The sequence below is a fragment of the Neobacillus niacini genome (genome assembly GCF_000759675.1).
Taxonomy (GTDB): domain Bacteria; phylum Bacillota; class Bacilli; order Bacillales; family Cytobacillaceae; genus Neobacillus; species Neobacillus niacini_A.
The window spans coordinates 159,691-176,062 of sequence record NZ_BAWM01000139.1 but is presented as its reverse complement, the minus strand read 5'-3'; the positions used below and the strand labels follow the sequence as shown (position 1 = coordinate 176,062).

14 protein-coding genes are annotated in these 16,372 nt (G+C 36.6%); 10 read left to right on the top strand and 4 right to left on the bottom strand.

Annotated elements, in window-relative coordinates:
• Positions 1-179: 179 nt before the first annotated feature.
• On the top strand, positions 180-1,436 hold the full coding sequence (locus tag TR08_RS26015; RefSeq protein WP_081954658.1) for a DUF445 domain-containing protein: 1,257 nt from the start codon (positions 180-182) through the stop codon (positions 1,434-1,436).
• Between the two features lie 141 nt (positions 1,437-1,577).
• Here TR08_RS26015 and TR08_RS26010 read toward each other — a convergent pair whose 3' ends face one another.
• The gene (locus tag TR08_RS26010) at positions 1,578-2,864 is read right to left on the bottom strand and encodes a purine/pyrimidine permease (protein ID WP_045523211.1); all 1,287 of its coding nucleotides are present in this window, start codon (positions 2,862-2,864) and stop codon (positions 1,578-1,580) included.
• 400 nt (positions 2,865-3,264) lie between these two features.
• Here TR08_RS26010 and TR08_RS26005 point away from each other — a divergent pair, with 400 nt between their 5' ends.
• Complete coding sequence (locus TR08_RS26005) at positions 3,265-4,974, top strand: PucR family transcriptional regulator (protein ID WP_045523210.1); 1,710 nt, start codon at positions 3,265-3,267, stop codon at positions 4,972-4,974.
• 45 nt (positions 4,975-5,019) lie between these two features.
• On the opposite strand, the gene TR08_RS26000 is transcribed toward TR08_RS26005, so the two are convergent.
• The 3 genes from TR08_RS26000 to TR08_RS25990 all read right to left on the bottom strand — a co-directional run bounded on the left by TR08_RS26000 (position 5,020) and on the right by TR08_RS25990 (position 9,142).
• On the bottom strand, positions 5,020-6,240 hold the full coding sequence (locus tag TR08_RS26000) for an amidohydrolase family protein (RefSeq protein WP_045523209.1): 1,221 nt from the start codon (positions 6,238-6,240) through the stop codon (positions 5,020-5,022).
• A 15-nt stretch (positions 6,241-6,255) separates the two neighbouring features.
• A complete protein-coding gene (locus TR08_RS25995) occupies positions 6,256-7,494 on the bottom strand; it encodes an amidohydrolase family protein (protein ID WP_045523208.1) in 1,239 nt (412 codons plus the stop codon).
• Between the two features lie 70 nt (positions 7,495-7,564).
• On the bottom strand, positions 7,565-9,142 hold the full coding sequence (locus TR08_RS25990; protein WP_045523207.1) for a glutathione ABC transporter substrate-binding protein: 1,578 nt from the start codon (positions 9,140-9,142) through the stop codon (positions 7,565-7,567).
• Between the two features lie 339 nt (positions 9,143-9,481).
• On the opposite strand from TR08_RS25990, the gene TR08_RS25985 reads away from it, so the two are divergent.
• The 8 genes from TR08_RS25985 to TR08_RS32850 all read left to right on the top strand — a co-directional run bounded on the left by TR08_RS25985 (position 9,482) and on the right by TR08_RS32850 (position 16,358).
• Positions 9,482-10,336 (top strand): ABC transporter permease, encoded by an 855-nt coding sequence (locus TR08_RS25985; protein WP_238579249.1) that lies wholly within the window; start codon positions 9,482-9,484, stop codon positions 10,334-10,336.
• Positions 10,337-10,352: 16 nt separating this feature from the next.
• Positions 10,353-11,273: a nickel ABC transporter permease gene (gene nikB / locus TR08_RS25980; RefSeq protein ID WP_045523205.1), complete on the top strand. Its 921-nt coding sequence runs from the start codon at positions 10,353-10,355 to the stop codon at positions 11,271-11,273.
• 16 nt (positions 11,274-11,289) lie between these two features.
• Positions 11,290-12,309, top strand: a complete 1,020-nt coding sequence (locus TR08_RS25975) for an ABC transporter ATP-binding protein (RefSeq protein ID WP_045523204.1) — start codon at positions 11,290-11,292, stop codon at positions 12,307-12,309.
• Positions 12,309-13,301: an ABC transporter ATP-binding protein gene (locus TR08_RS25970; RefSeq protein ID WP_045523203.1), complete on the top strand. Its 993-nt coding sequence runs from the start codon at positions 12,309-12,311 to the stop codon at positions 13,299-13,301. The genes TR08_RS25975 and TR08_RS25970 overlap by 1 nt, the downstream gene beginning before the upstream one ends.
• Positions 13,302-13,401: 100 nt before the next feature.
• Complete coding sequence (locus TR08_RS25965; RefSeq protein WP_045523202.1) at positions 13,402-14,151, top strand: sensor histidine kinase; 750 nt, start codon at positions 13,402-13,404, stop codon at positions 14,149-14,151.
• Positions 14,152-14,169: 18 nt separating this feature from the next.
• A complete protein-coding gene (locus TR08_RS25960; protein WP_045523200.1) occupies positions 14,170-14,862 on the top strand; it encodes a response regulator transcription factor in 693 nt (230 codons plus the stop codon).
• On the top strand, positions 14,859-16,172 hold the full coding sequence (locus tag TR08_RS25955) for a sodium:solute symporter family transporter (RefSeq protein WP_045523198.1): 1,314 nt from the start codon (positions 14,859-14,861) through the stop codon (positions 16,170-16,172). The genes TR08_RS25960 and TR08_RS25955 overlap by 4 nt, the downstream gene beginning before the upstream one ends.
• A gap of 12 nt (positions 16,173-16,184) precedes the next feature.
• Entirely contained in the window at positions 16,185-16,358 is a 174-nt protein-coding gene (locus TR08_RS32850; protein WP_193747850.1) for a hypothetical protein, read from the top strand.
• The last annotated feature ends 14 nt before the right edge of the window (positions 16,359-16,372 follow it).

Genomic DNA, 16,372 nt, shown 5'->3' with positions numbered 1-16,372 from the left:
ATAAAGCAAAAGGGGGTCAATCGCTCGACTAATATCGAGCAATTGACCCCCTGATTGTTAAAAGCGGACTTTTTCAGTGCCCTCGTAATGTAAGAGGAGTTTTTTTTTGCTTTTTTTTGTGATATTGAGATAATATCAATAAATAAACCATATTTTAGAAAAAAATGAGGGATACAAAGATGTCGAAAAAAAAGAATAAATCGCAGCATTTAGCTACGATTTCTCTAGCTGTCATGGGAGCAGGTTTTGTAGTGACTATCCCTTTTCAGGATTCCCTTTGGGGTACAATCCTTCAAGGAGGATTTGAAGCAGGGTTAGTGGGTGGTCTTGCAGATTGGTTTGCAGTTACCGCGTTATTTCGCCACCCTTTAGGGTTACCTATACCGCATACCGCGCTATTGCCAAAAAACCGTAAAAGAATTATCGGGGCAATTATTTCAATGCTTGAAAATGATTGGCTGACTAAAGAAAGTATTAGAAAGAAAGTATCAAGCATTCCATTTACCGAGAAGCTTTTTAACTTAGCGGAGAAAGCAATCACAGGGCAGCCTGTAAAAATTGGGACAATTAAGCTAATTCAGCATTTACTTCACTCAATTGATAGTAAAAAGTTAGCCCCCATCATCGAAAGCGAATTAAAAGTAAAGCTTACTGATCTAGACGCAAGTAAGTATCTTCCTCTTGCAATTGATCAACTTTTAAAAAGAAAATATGATGAAAAAGCCCTTGATGTTGTTCTAAAAGAAATCGATGAATGGTCTAAAAAAGAAAGTACAAAAGACAAACTTGGCAGGATGGCAGTTGATGCACTAGAAAATATTAAAGCTGATGGTTTTATGCAATTTGCTTTAAAATCTTTTACGAACATTGTTAATGAGGAAAAGCTAGGCAATATCATTCAAGGTCTCATCCAAAAAGGTGTACAAAGCTTTAGGGACCCATATAATCAAAATAGGCAAACCTTACTTTTTCATATAAACACAAAACTACAAGAAATAAAAACCGATGAAAACCTTTCTCTAGAATTAAATAATATAAAAGAACAAATGATATCTGAATGGCATCTGGAGGATAAAATCACTGAATTTGTTGAACAGCTAAAAGAAAAAGCAATCACCCTAATTGAATTACCTAATTTTTACGAGAGTTATCTCCTTCCTCTTTTATCAAAGGCACTTGAAAGCTTGAAAACAGATAAAGAAAAAATAAATGCCATTGAATCATGGATTCAGCAGCAAATTTCCATTTTTGTTGATAATAATCATTCAAAGATTGGAAAACTAGTTGAAGAAAACTTGGAAAAATTAGATGATAAAACTCTCATTGACATGATTGAAACAAATGTTGGAAAAGATCTGCAGTGGATCCGTGTAAATGGGGCTGTCTGTGGTTTTCTCATCGGGCTTGTCTTAGTAGGCTTGAAATTGATTTTTTAATAACCATTTTATTCAAATGGGGAGCACAAACTTGATAAGGATTATCATGATTCTCTTGTTCAAGATGCTCTGAATCAGGTAATATATTTTCTCCGACAGCAAAAAGAATAGTAATAGCTGCAGAACATTTGTCTCTGCAGCTTAATCTTTTGGTTTCCAAAGTTGTTCAAATATAATCGCTAGAAATGTTCCTACTAATAAACCATTTTTACCTATATTTTGAATCACATATGGAAGACCGTTAAAAATATCATCGGGTAAAAACATGATCCCTATTCCTACTAGTAAGGATACCCCAATAATGGTAATATTCCTGTCATTTAATGGCTGTTTTGTCAGAGCGCGAATTGCTATCCCAACCATCTCAATTAGAGTGGCTAGAAGGGCTCCACTGGCTACTGGTAAAGGTAAGGAAGCCAATAGGCCAACAATACTCGGAGACAATGAAATGACTACCATAATCCCGCAAGCAAACAGAAATGGAATAATGCGATATTGTTTTGTTATTCTGACAAAGCCTGCAGTAGCTGGTAATGGTACAACAGCAATTGTTGAGAATACTGCAGAAAAAAGATGAGAAACTCCCCCTATCCACGTTCCTCCATTAAGCCTGTCATGGAATTTTCCTTTATTATTTGGGATTGCTTCCTCTGCTGCGGAAATGGCGGCGATCGTATTAGAAATGAGTAAAAAGGTAAATAAAATAGCTGTAATCAATACACCCCCAGTTAGTGTAGGGAACCCCCATGGGAAAATTTCCGGAAGCTTAATGAAATCAGCTGATGCTATTGAAATGCTTCGATGACTTTTTCCAAAAATAATGAATATGATCCACCCTGCCAAGATTCCTAATAAGATAGCATAGTTTTTTAACCATCCCTTAGCCTTAGAGGAAAGTACAATAATAAAGAAAAAAATACAAATAGCTAGTAGAAAGCTCACCACATCCAGCTGCCCCGTGTTGCTATCTATTGACACCATTCCCTTAAAAAAGACTCCACTTAATTGAATGGCTAATATAAACAGAAAAGTGCCAGATACAATGGGTGTAAAGAGAAATAGTAAATGTCGAACCCACTTTGTTATTCCTAACAGTAATAATATTAATCCAGCAACGATTAATCCCGCCTCAAGTGTTTGTAATGTCTCCATCATTGTCAAACCTTGCTGTGTCCCAATGCTTGCAAAAATGACAAAAATACTTACCCAAGAACCGGCTGGACCATCTGTAATGGGGTAACGATGGCCAAATTTTGCTTGAATAAAAGAACTTAATCCTACGATAAAAAACGTTCGTTGCATTAATGCAGATATTTCTGTTGCAGAGAGATGAAACACATTCCCAATTACAATTGGCAGTGCAATAGAATTAGCTAGTAAATAGATAAACCATTGAAATGTACTAAAATATTTGTTTTCAGTATTCATAGCTGCGTTATTTACCTTTCTATTTTCAAAAATGTTAAAGTTCGGCCCATATTTGAACCAGGCTGGACAGTATAAATTATTACAAACTATGATTAATTGTTAAGCTTATGAAAGAGTTTCTATACTTTATTGGTTATCTTGTCCAAAATAAACCCACTGAATCTAGGCATCATGCACAATAGTGTGTGTGAATTGTTTGAAACAACTACTTCACGATAGGTTATAATACCTCTTAATCCATTATTCTAGTAATAGGCTATTCGGAAGCATGCTTGTTGCTATATATATTTTAGTTCTTATCCCTATATATGTCATTGTTTATCTGAACCAAAAAACTTGAATTCATTTGAGCATGTTGTACAATGAATGGTGATGAATGATAACGGAGGATGTGAAAAGATTGTTGACCGTTAAGGACCTTTTTGAAATTAAAGCCATTGATGGATTAAAAATAGTAGCAGGGGAAAAAGGAATTAATAATGAGATAACAATTGTAAATATTATTGAAAATCCTGAGGCATTTGACTGGCTGTCACCAAATGAACTGCTTTTATCAACAGGATATATATTTAAAGATAATGAAGAATTACAAAATCGAATCATTCAGGAGCTTTCTGAAATTAACTGTGCCGGACTAGTTATTAAAATGAAAAGATACTTTGATAAACTCCCACAGAACATGATTGACCAAGCAAACAAGCTTGGATTACCTTTATTGGAGTTACCATTTGAATATACATTATCAAAGGTCATCTCGATTATTAATGAAAAAGCTTCGGGAAGATACGATTTATTAAATAGAAAAACCCTAGACATACATAATTTATTTTTTAGAATTACACTTGAAGGCGGCGGAATTGATAGAATTTTATCGATGTTATCTGAGACGATTAATAATCCGATTATCTTTGTAAATGAAGATTGGAAGCTAGTGGACTTTATAGAACATACAGAGAATAAAGTTCCGCTTTCATACTGTCTTGATTTGGTGAAAAATAGAACCGCATTTCCAAAAGAATTCATTGACACTATTCCAAAAAATGTTAGTGAAATAAAAAAAACGATTAAACGAATTTATTATTTAGAAGGCATGGAAATAAATTGCAGAATCCTGCCTGTTGCGGCAGCAAGCTTTATTTATGGATATATAATTGTATGGCAAACAATAAGGGAACTGACTGAATTTGACTTCATAATTTTAGAGCAGGCATCGACGAACATTGCACTTGAAAGGATAAAAGCCAAGGAAATAGAGGAAGTGAAATTAAAAATCAGACAGGACTTTTTCGATGATTTGCTAACTGGAAAAATAACCTCTAGCGAAACCATCCATACGCTAAGTGAAATGCATGGACTTCATTCAAATTATATGTATTACTGTATTGTGATTAATATAGAATCAGAGGAGTTCCAGCAGTATGAGGATATGGTGGCTAGAAGGGTTAGCTTGGAGAATAAAGCTAGAAAATGTGTGGAACTAATTTATGATTTCGCTAATAAAGCTGACGGGGAAGTTACCTGCATTCATCGAAACAATCGAATCATCATCTTAATTGGACAGCATGAAAACCGACCAGCAGTTTCTGTTTATGAAGCAAAACAATATACTAATAATCTATACAGTATACTGAATAAGCAAATAAGCAATACCACCTTCTTAATCGGAATTGGCAGACAGTACGAAACAATTCGTTCTCTTCATAAAAGCTTTTCCGAAGCAAATGAATCGATAAGATTGATGCAAAAATTTGAAGACAGTGGCGGAGTATCCCATTTTGAAGATCATTCTATCTATCACTTCCTAGATTCCAATATTAAAGATATGGAATTAGAAGAATTTTTTGTGAAACGGCTCGGAAAGGTTTATGAACAGGATCAGTTACATGGAACAAGCTACATTATTACACTGGAAAATTATTTTCAGAATAACCTTAATATCAGTGAAACAGCAAAAGCGATGTTCTTGCATCGGAACACACTTATCTATAGAATTGAGAAAATCAAAGAAATATTAAATTCTGATCTAAAGAATTCAGAGGAACTGCTTCAAATCCAATTAGCATTAAAGATCTTTAGGCTGTTAAATAAGAAACTTCGCATAGAATCCTAAGGCTAAACAAAGCCCCGTTAATTAATAACTAACGGGGCTTTTGATTTACAATTGTCCTGATACTACTTTTCCTTTAAAAATAACAGCCTCGCGCTTTGGTGTTCTAGCTACTGCTTCTGCTGAACAGGATGCATTAACAAGAACTAGACTTGCTTCATCTCCCGGAAGCGGCCAGGCAACTTCACCATCCTTATTTAAAGGTGTTGGACCACCTGTCGCCCATTTTAAAGACTGTGCTAATGAGCGTTCATCACTTTTCCGAAAAAGTTCACCGTAGCGTGTTACCTTTTCTAATACATCACCTGTACCAAATGGTCCCCATGAATCATAAAAACCATCGCAGCCTAAGTAAACATTTACTCCTTTTTGATCTAACAAATCGATCGGCGGAAGTGTCCTAGTAATAGGGATCGTAGACATAATTGACATACCTGCTTTGCTTAATTTATCTGCGATTTCTTCCTGTTGTGGTACTGGCACCTCCCCTAAACTAAATGCGTGACTGACTGCAGCCCGATTGTGCCATTTTGCCTCTTCCACCATTTCTACAAATTTATCAACAGTATAATAGCCGACATGACCATTATCATGTAAATGAATATCAATATCAGCATCAAATTCTGTCGCAAGGTTCATTACTTCATAGAGTGATTTTTCTATATTACGGTCAATTCCAGCTGGATCCAGCCCACCGACAAGTTGAGCTCCTGATCTCATAGCTTCCTTCATCAATGGAATCACATTTTCTCTTAAGAGACCATGCTGAGGAAATGCAACAATTTCATAGGTTAGTTTATCAGAGTAATCCTCAAGCGCTGCTTTAACACCCTCCAGGTTTTTCAATCCGATATATGGATCGATATTTACATGTGTTCGAATATGAGTCGACCCATGAGAAAGAAGTAACTCAATCATCGCACTAGCACGCTGTTTGGCTGTTGGAGCTAATTCCTCAAGCTCCCTTGCTTCTAAACGTAAACGATCTTCCAAATTTTTTGCTGGTATAGGAGCTTTCCAATCAAGTGAAAGATACGTTTTATCTAAATGATTGTGCATTTCTTTAAATGTAGGTACAGCTAGTAACCCTTTTCCATCATAAGTCGTTTCACCTTGTGGAATGGCAAAGCTAATACTCCTTTTCTCTACTATTTTACCATCCTGGATTTTCAAATGAAAAAGCTCAGTTTTGGTTTCATAAACCCCTTTTTCATCCTGTATATATCCCGTTTCTAATCTTACATTTGTTAACCAATATGGAGTGGTCATTCGTTCTTTCCTCCTTTATACCTGCACCGGATTTGATTCTGTTAACTTACCTTCAACCTTTTTCCCTCTGAAAAATAATGATTCAACGGAGGCTCTTCTTGCTACTGCTTCTGCTGAGCAGGATGCATTTACGAGCATCATCGTTGCTTCATCACCAACCTTTGGCCAGACGCGCTCTCCCTTTTCATTTAGCGGTGTAACTCCTCCTGTACCATATTTTAAAGTTGTTGATAGGGAATATTCATCTGACAACCGGAATCGTTCTGCAAGAGTTCCTAACTTTTGAATGGTATTACCAGTGCCAAAAGGTGACCAATGATCCGTGATACTATCATGTCCAACGGATACTGAAATACCTAACTTATCAAGAGTTGGAATCGGAATCGTTGCCCGGTTAACTGGTACCGTTGTCGTCACATCAATCTCTTGATCCTTTAATAAAGCTGCCATTTCAAGAAGCGCTTCACCTTGAAGATCACCTAATGCCATTCCATGGCTAATGGTAGCCCTGCCTTTAAGGCCAGCTTCCTTCGTATAATGTGCCATTCTCTCAAAAGTAAATGCCCCTAATGTGTTGGGATCATGCAGATGTAGATCGACGCCTTTATTGTTTTCAACTGCAATTTCAAAGATTGTATCTAAAGATTTTTCGATATTGCGATCAACGGTTGCTGGGTCAACTCCACCAACTAGGGTTGCTCCATTCTTCATTGCATCACGAATCAGTTGTACAGAAGCACTCTTTAACAATCCATGCTGCGGGAAAGCAACGATTTCATATGTAAGAACATCCTCGTATTTTTTCAAGGCGTTCACCGTTGCCTCTAGATTTTTCAGACCAATCACGGGGTCCACATTACAATGGGTGCGAATATGGGTATGGCCATTTTTCAAATACATTTCAATCATTTTCTCAGCACGCTCTTGGGCGGTAGGTAAAAGTTTTGGCAGCAATTCTTTTTCTTCTTCTAATCTTGTAAAAATACCATTTGTAATTGGAGTACAAGCCTTCCAAGGTCCGCCGTAGTAGGTTTTATCGATATGAATATGCATATCTCGTAAAGACGGGAGAAGAAGTTGATTTTTTGCATCAATCTTCTTCTCATCAGATTTCGGTAATAAATTAGTGATTTCTGCAATTTTTCCATCTACAATTTTCAAGTGGCATATTTCTGTTTCAGTACTGGAAATACGTTCGTTTTCGATTATGAAGCCTTTTTCCAAACGGACATTTGTCAGCCAAAAAGTAGTCATTCCTATTCCTCCTATTTAAAAAAATTAGGAAAAGTACTTTTTTACAAAGTACTTTTCCTCTTTGTTACCTTTACTTAATTACTACATCATCAATCATGAGATAGTTTGCAGCATTCAGCCAAAAACCGCTGACGTTTTTACTATGAGCGGCTAAATGCTCGTAGTTACGAATTGGAATATAAACGGCGTCGTCCATTTCGATTTGCATAACTTCTTCATATAGCTTTAAACGTTTTGCTTCATTTGTTTCTTGACGTGCCGCTTCAATCTTTTCATCTACCTCTGGATTACTATAGTAGAAATGGTTACCTGCAGGACCCTGTGATGCAGTGTGGAATAAATTATACTGGTTATAGTCACCGTCACCAGTTGCATTTCCCCAACCGTTGATTACCAATTCATGTTCACCATTATTGATCATTTCAATAAATGCACCGTATTCCATTACTTGAATTTCTACATTTACGCCAATCCCTTTTAATTGAGATTGGATTACTTCTGCCATGTTGATTCGTTCTTTTCGATCACTTGTTAATAATTTAATTTCTAAACCATTCTCATAACCGGCTTCTTTTAACAATTGCTTTGCTTCATTCAAATCATACTCATAAGGCTGAACTTTGTCGCTATATCCTAATACTTTAGGACTCATTGCAACATTTGCAAGGGTTCCAACATTATTATAAACACCCTTAATGATGGCTTCTCTTTCAATTGCATGGCTGATTGCTTTACGGACTTTTACATCATCAAACGGCTTTTTCTTTGTATTAAATCCAAGGAATTCAACAGCTAGTCCTTCTGTACGATAGAGGCCCATCGTATCTGATGCTTCAATCCGTTCAATTTCAGTAACGGGAACTTGGTCATTAATGTGTGCTTCCCCTGTTTCAATCATCGCAAGACGGGTTGCATCCTCAGGGACTACTTTAAATACTACACGATCAATATTAGGCTTCTTGCCCCAGTAATTTTCATTTTTCTTTAATGAGATTTCTTGACCGCTCTTCCAAGCTTCAAATACAAATGGTCCTGTTCCAACTGGATGCTCAGCCAGTTTTTCAGGATTTTCAGCTAAAGCTTTTGGACTGATGATGCTTCCTTCCTGACTTGCCAAAATCGATAAAAGTGGTGCATAAGGGTAGGCAAGTAATAATTGTACAGTGTAATCATCTATTACTTTTACTTCTGTGATCATTTCAAATTTCGTACGCTGCGGTGAGCCTGTATTTGGATCTAATAAACGATCAAATGTTGCTTTAACTGCCTCTGCGTTAAATGGTGTTCCATCATGGAATTTTACATCATCTCTTAATTTAAATTCCCAAGTTGTATCATTTACTACTGTCCACTCTTTTGCGAGAAGCGGTTGAATTTTAAAATCTTTATCTGGAACCACAAGTCCCTGATAAACCTTTTGGTAAGTAATATTCGCTGAAGGAATATCTGTAATAAAATGTGGATCTAGCTTGGTTGCATCAGAAAGTCGAACAACAGTTAACGTTCCACCCTCTTTTGTTTCTTCTTTGCTGCTTGCTGCTTCATTAGAAGAATTTGATTTTGTCGAACATGCTTGAGCTACTATTAGCATTAATCCCACTAATACTAATAAAATGCCATTTTTTATGGATCGTTTCTTTCTCTCCATTTTAACCTCTCCTTTGTTGTATATTTATAAGATTCTGAATTTAAAAGGAAAAATGATTTCACAATTCCTTTGAAATCCTTATCTGCATTATAGAAGATGATTCACCGGAATATTTACAGAATATTTACAATAATTTTAACTATTTTGACAAATAATTTAAAAAATATTTACTTTCCTATTAATTTTGATAATTTTGTACATATCACAAAAAAAATAATAGTTTCTGAAAGGAGGATTATAACAGCTAGAAATGACATCATTCTTTCAAATAAAAATTAAGGAGGGTTTTACATGACATTAGAAGCAAAAACAGAACAACCAGTTGTAATTACTCAAACAATGAATCAACCTAAAGAATCAAAAATAAAAGATTTCTTATCTATTTTAACAATGAATAAAGCGGCAATGGTTGGTGCAATCATCATTCTTTTCTATGTTTTTGTCGCACTCTTCGCACCACTACTTGCTCCATATGATCCATACGAAATTAATTTAGAAAATAAATTAATACCTCCCTCAGCAGATCACTGGATGGGTACAGATGATAAAGGAAGAGATATTTTAAGCCGGATCCTTTATGGTTCCAGACTTTCGATGGGAATTGGTATAACCGCCGTAATCTTTGGTGCCTTTTTTGGAATTATTCTTGGACTTATCGCTGGCTATTATGGAAAATGGATCGATTCGACCATTATGAGAATCATGGATATTCTCTTGGCATTCCCTGGAATCCTACTTGCTTTAGCCATCATTAGTGCACTTGGGCCTGGTTTAATCAATGTAACGATCGCTGTCGGCGCATACTCTATTCCATTATTTGCTCGGATTGTCCGCGGTTCAACCTTAGAAGTGAAACGACTCGAATATATTGACGCTATCCGCTCACTGGGAGCGAATGATTTAACAATTATTTTTAAACATATTTTTCCGAATATTCTTTCACCAATTATTGTGCAAGGAACACTAAGACTTGCTACCGTCATTCTTTCAGCAGCAGGATTATCATTCCTTGGTCTGGGAGCCCAGCCTCCATCTCCAGAATGGGGAACGATGTTAAGCAGCGGGAGGGATTTCTTATTCTCCGCACCTTATATCGCTATTTTTCCAGGGCTGGCTATTTCTATACTAGTTTTAGGTTTTAATATTTTTGGAGATGGATTACGCGATGCTTTTGATCCAAGAATGAAGAAATAGAGGAGGTTTATATAAGATGTTGATGTTTATATTACGCCGGTTAATGCAAACGATCCCGGTCATTATAGGGGTAACTTTTGTCGTATTCTTTATTATGCAGCTAGTTCCAGGTGATCCAGCAGTATTGTTAGCTGGTGAAGGAGCTTCAAAGGAAACCATAGAAGCCATACGGGAGCAATTAGGTTTAAATAGACCATTATTGGTTCAATATTTCGATTACTTAATCAGCGTTTTTCGTGGAGATTTTGGAGTTTCACTTAAGAATAGTCAGCCTGTTCTAGATGAAATATTAGTGAGATTACCTATTACAATTGAGCTTGCCTTTTTCAGTATTCTTATAACAATTGTTTTAGGAATGGCAGCTGGTATTATTTCTGCGATTAAGCCTTATTCTCTAAAAGATACAATGGTTATGATCGTAGCTCTATTAGGTATTTCATTACCAAGCTTTTGGTTTGGATTAATGTTAATGTATTTCTTCTCAGTTAAGCTGCAAATCCTTCCTGTTGCCGGTTGGGATAGCTTCCTTCATGTTATCCTTCCTTCTCTGACATTAGGTGCGGGCGGGGCGGCCATTGTTGCCCGCATGACGAGATCAAGTATGCTTGAAGTTATTCGTCAGGATTATATCCGAACGGCTCGTGCAAAAGGGGTACGTGAAAGTTTGATTATTTATAAACACGGATTACGTAATGCATTAATTCCAGTTATTACAGTAGTTGGATTACAATTTGGCGCTTTGCTTGGCGGGACGGTTCTAGTTGAATCAATCTTCGCTATTAATGGACTAGGAAGAATGATTGTTGATTCGATTAGAATGCGTGATTTACCAATGGTTCAAGGTGGGGTATTAGTTGCCTCACTTGTTTTCGTAGTAGTGAATTTGATAGTCGATGTGCTTTATCGATTCTTTAATAAACGGATTGAATTAAATTAACAGGTGGTGAATGACTATGCCGGAGAAAAACAAACCGATTTTAGAAGTAAAAGGATTAAAAACGCATTTCTCTACAAAGCGCGGAGTAAGTAAGGCGGTTGATGGCATCGATTTTAGTTTGTATAAAGGAGAAACCTTAGGAATTGTCGGTGAATCCGGGTGTGGAAAAAGTATAACATCTCTTTCCATTCTGCGGTTAATCCCCTCCCCTCCTGGTAAAATAGCGGGCGGTCAGGTCCTTTTTAAAGGTAGAGATTTAGTACAGATATCTGAAGATGAAATGAGAAAAGTCCGTGGAAACGAGATCTCGATGATTTTTCAAGAACCGATGACATCATTAAATCCTGTTTTACCAGTTGGGGAACAAATTGCTGAAGCGTTACGATTGCATCAAAAAATGGGACGTAAAGCCGCATGGGAAAAGGCAGTTGAAATGCTAAAGCTTGTTGGTATCCCTTCCCCGGAAAAAAGAGCAAAACAAGAGCCTTTCCAACTAAGCGGCGGAATGCGGCAGCGTGTCATGATTGCGATGGCACTTGCATGTAACCCTGAGGTATTAATTGCAGACGAACCAACAACAGCATTGGATGTTACCATTCAAGCTCAAATACTAGAGTTAATTAAAGACCTACAAAATAAACTGGGTATGGGCGTCATTATGATTACCCATGATTTAGGAGTAGTTGCCGAAACTTGTGATACTGTAGCGGTCATGTATGCTGGAAATATTATTGAACATGCACCAACAGAGAAGATCTTTGCTAATCCAAGACATCCTTACACACAAGGTTTACTAGATTCACTGCCAAAAATTCATGAAGATCAGGAAGAATTACAAACGATTGAAGGCAGTGTTCCTAGTCCCTACAATATGCCTGCTGGCTGCCGCTTTGCTTCAAGATGCACTCATCAGCAACCGATTTGTCATCAACAGCAGCCAGAGCTTATTGAGCAGAATGATGGTGTAAAGGTTCGCTGCTGGATGTATACAGATCAATGGACAGAAAAAATTGTAAAAGAGGAGGCTGTAAAATAATGCAGGCTGCAGCAGATAAGAAAGTCTTATTAGAAGTAGAACATTTAAAGCAATATTTTCCTGTTAAAACAGACTCCCTTTTTAAGCCAAAAGCCTATGTACAAGCAGTAGACGACATCTCCTTCAAGCTATATGAAGGAGAGACCTTAAGTATTGTAGGTGAATCTGGCTGCGGAAAATCCACAACAGGTCGTGCGATTTTAAGACTTGATGAACCTACAGACGGTAAGGTTTATTATTCAGGAACAGACATTTTGGGATTAAATAAAAAAGAAATGAGAAAGCTTAGAGGGGATTTACAGGTTATATTTCAGGATCCTTTTGCTTCTCTTAACCCGAGGCAAACCGTTAAGCAAATTTTAAATGAAGCCATGGCCATCCAAGATGTAGTGGAAAAGTCAAAAAGAATGGATCGAATGCTTGAACTACTTGGCTATGTCGGGCTTCCGCCAGAGGCTCTTGACCGCTACCCTCATGAATTCAGCGGCGGCCAGCGCCAACGGATTGGGATTGCCAGAGCCCTTGCAGTAAATCCAAAATTAATTATATGTGATGAAGCTGTTTCGGCCTTGGATGTATCCATCCAGGCACAGATCCTAAATCTATTGAAGAAACTGCAAAAGCAGTTTGGACTAACCTTTTTATTTATCTCTCACGATCTTAGTGTGGTAAGACATATTTCTGATCGGGTCATGGTTATGTATCTAGGGAAAGTCGTTGAGATCGCAGATAAAAAAGATTTATTTGATACACCGCTGCATCCGTATACACGGGCTTTGTTATCATCGATTCCTGTACCAAACCCGGAATTAAAACGGGAGCGTATTATCTTAAGAGGAGACGTCCCCTCCCCTATTAATCCGCCAAACGGCTGCCGATTCCATACCCGCTGTCCATTTGCAACGGAGAAATGTAAAACGGATGAACCAGCTTTAAGGGAATTTGATCCGAACCATTTCGTCAGCTGTCATTATGCAGAAAAATTTATGTAAAAATATTTTCTAATTATTAAAAATTAAGATAAAATATTATATTAAAAAAGGGAGAAGCAAAAGCCTCCCTTTTTCTTCATCTAAAAGGAGAATATCAGTTATGTTAACAGTTGAAGCTTTCTCCCTAAATATCATGATTGCAGCCCTTGCACCTTTACTAGGCGCTTTTACATTGCTTTTTTTATTTATTTTTGAAAAGCGAATTGACCTGCTGGAAAAACAAACACGGGAAATTGCTTTAGAAAGAGAGCTGCAAACTGCACTTTACAATCAATTGAATCAAGAGATTCAGCCTCATTTCTTTTTTAACACATTAAATTCAATATTAAGCTTAGCAAGACTGGATCGAAAAACAGAATTAATCCGATCGATTGAAACTCTTTCAAAGCTGCTAAAATTTAAGTATCAAACAAATAACACTTTTATTACCATCAATGAGGAAATAGCCTATGTCAATTATTATTTAGAAATACAAAAAATCAGGTTCCGGGACAGACTTCATTATGAATTTTCAATCGATCCAAATGTAAACCAGGCCATTACCATTCCGTTTATTGTTCAAACGTTTGTCGAAAATGCTTTTAAACATTCATTTGAAAAATATATGGGTGAAGCATTTTTAAAAATAATCATTGAAAAAAAGGAAAGAGAAATTCAAATCACAGTATGGAACACTGCGAGTGAAGGTCGTGAGGAACTGTCAGAGGATCGAGGACTCGGTTTAGAAAACATTACAAAAAGGCTGGAGTTATTATTCCCTGATGGTAAAACATCTGTACAACTAATCAACTCGGACAACGGGACAAGTGTATTAGCTATTTTTCCATTGATACTGAAATCTGAAATCTAAGGAAGGTGAACATTTTTAATGAATATCCTGCTAGTTGATGATGAACCGCTAGAATTAGAGCAGCTCGAATATTTAATCCATAATAAATTTCCAAACTGGAAGATTTTCAAAGCTCAAGATGCGTCAATTGCACTCCAAATCGTTAAGCAGCATGACATCTTTCTCGCTTTTCTAGATATTCAGATCCCTGGAAAGACTGGATTGGATTTAGCTAAAGAACTAACACAATCTTATACGATCGACATTATCATGGTTACTGCTTATCAAAATTTCGAATATGCTCAAACTTCGATAAGACTTGGCGTAGTTGATTACATAACCAAACCAATCATTGAGGATGAATTAATGAATGTATTAAGCAGGTATGAAAGATTAGGGCGATACACAGAGCAAATAGTAAATGCTATTAACATTATCCACGCAGAATATAGTGAAAAATTAACATTGAATTATTTAGCTTCAAAAATTCATATTAACCCGGCTTATTTAAGCAGAAAATTTCATGAGGAAGTTGGAATGGGCTTTTCCGAGTATTTAAACGAGTTTCGCTTAAAGGAAGCTCAGAAAATGCTCATTGAGTATCCTGATTTAAGTATTAGTACGGTTTCTGAAAGATGCGGTTTTAACAGCCAGCATTATTTCAGCCAAATTTTCAGAAAAATGACAGGGCAATCACCAAGGGATTTTCGCTTAAGGGAGACATTCCATTGAAAAAAAATGATTATCAGTTATATATCAGTGGTGCCATAAAACTCGGAGTAAGCTTTGGAGTTGTTAGTTTATTGGCTCGCTGGGTGACAGGAAATACAATCCTTTCCTCTCCGGAAACCTTGGTCAAATACGGTCTTATCGGTGGAATTGGATACTCACTAGTTGGGGCATTAACCTCTATTTTATTCGGATTTTTGGCAAAAAAAATTCATGAGAATTATCCTGGTCAGCATACGATTGGAGATGTTTTAAGACAAAAATTAACACCAAGCGGATATTGGTTTATGATTACAATACTTTTCCTTACAAGCTTTCATTCCTTATTTGTCCAAGCAATGGGAGCTGGAATTCTTATCCATATGATTTTTCCGATTCCTAATTTTATTGGGTTATTGCTATTTTTAACTTTTTGTTTTTTTATCGGAGGAGTCGGCGGGATGCAGCGCCTTCACCAAGTGGCTGGTGTTAATGTCACTCTTATTTTTGCAGCAGTCATTATTATCCCCGTCTACTTTTATATTCAAGAAGGGGTTTATCCTGTTTATGACGGAATTAAGCTATATCATCCTTATTTATTGTATATAAAGAACACGGATGCCATTTGGTTTATTTTCACAGCAGTCTTTGTCTTTTTTGGTCAAATTTTGATTGACCGTGCTACATGGCAAAGAATATTTATCATTCAAAAAGAAAAGGTTCAAATAACCTTTACCTTAACAGGATTAATTTGGGCAACCATCCCGTTGGCCCTATCTTCCATGTTAATGATTACGATTTTTGGCAGAAGCTTTGAAAATATTTATTCACTATTCTCTGAATTAGTCAACAAAATCCAATCAACAGTACTAATCGTCCTATTTGTTGTCTTTATTTTTAGTTCAATCGCTTCAGCCCTCAGTGCAGAATTGCACGCCGCTGCTAGCCTTTTTGTAAAAAATATAATGGAAATGTTTTTTACTCTAACAAACGCTGAGAAATGGAAATACACTTATATTTTTTCAGGGGCAGTATGTGTATGTTTACTTGTAGTTGTCAGCATACTTACCCCAAATCCCTTAACATTATTATTTTTCACTGGGAATATTTATGCGGCGATGATCAGTCCAATTTTATATATCATTCTCAGTAGAGGTGTTCTTCCATTCATAGTCCCCTTCTCATCCTTCATTGGAACCATTGGAGGCTATATTTTTGTAACGAGGACGGAAGACTTTAAAGGAATTTGGTTTAGCTTTGCTATTTCAACAGTTCTTTGTTTAATGGTCTTAATCTATAAAACAATAACAAAAAATAATAGTAAGGTAATATAGAGGGGCGTTTATTTGGGACAAAACCCTGCACTAATCGAAAATCAAACTAATTATAGCCCAGATTTATTACCGACTCCATCTGAGGCTAGTACGTGGAAGATAGGTCAATTTTTCTCAATCTGGATAGGATCTGTTCATAACGTTCTTTCCTATGTAACGATTGGCGGATTCTTTAAGCGTGATTAGAGAATAACAAAAGA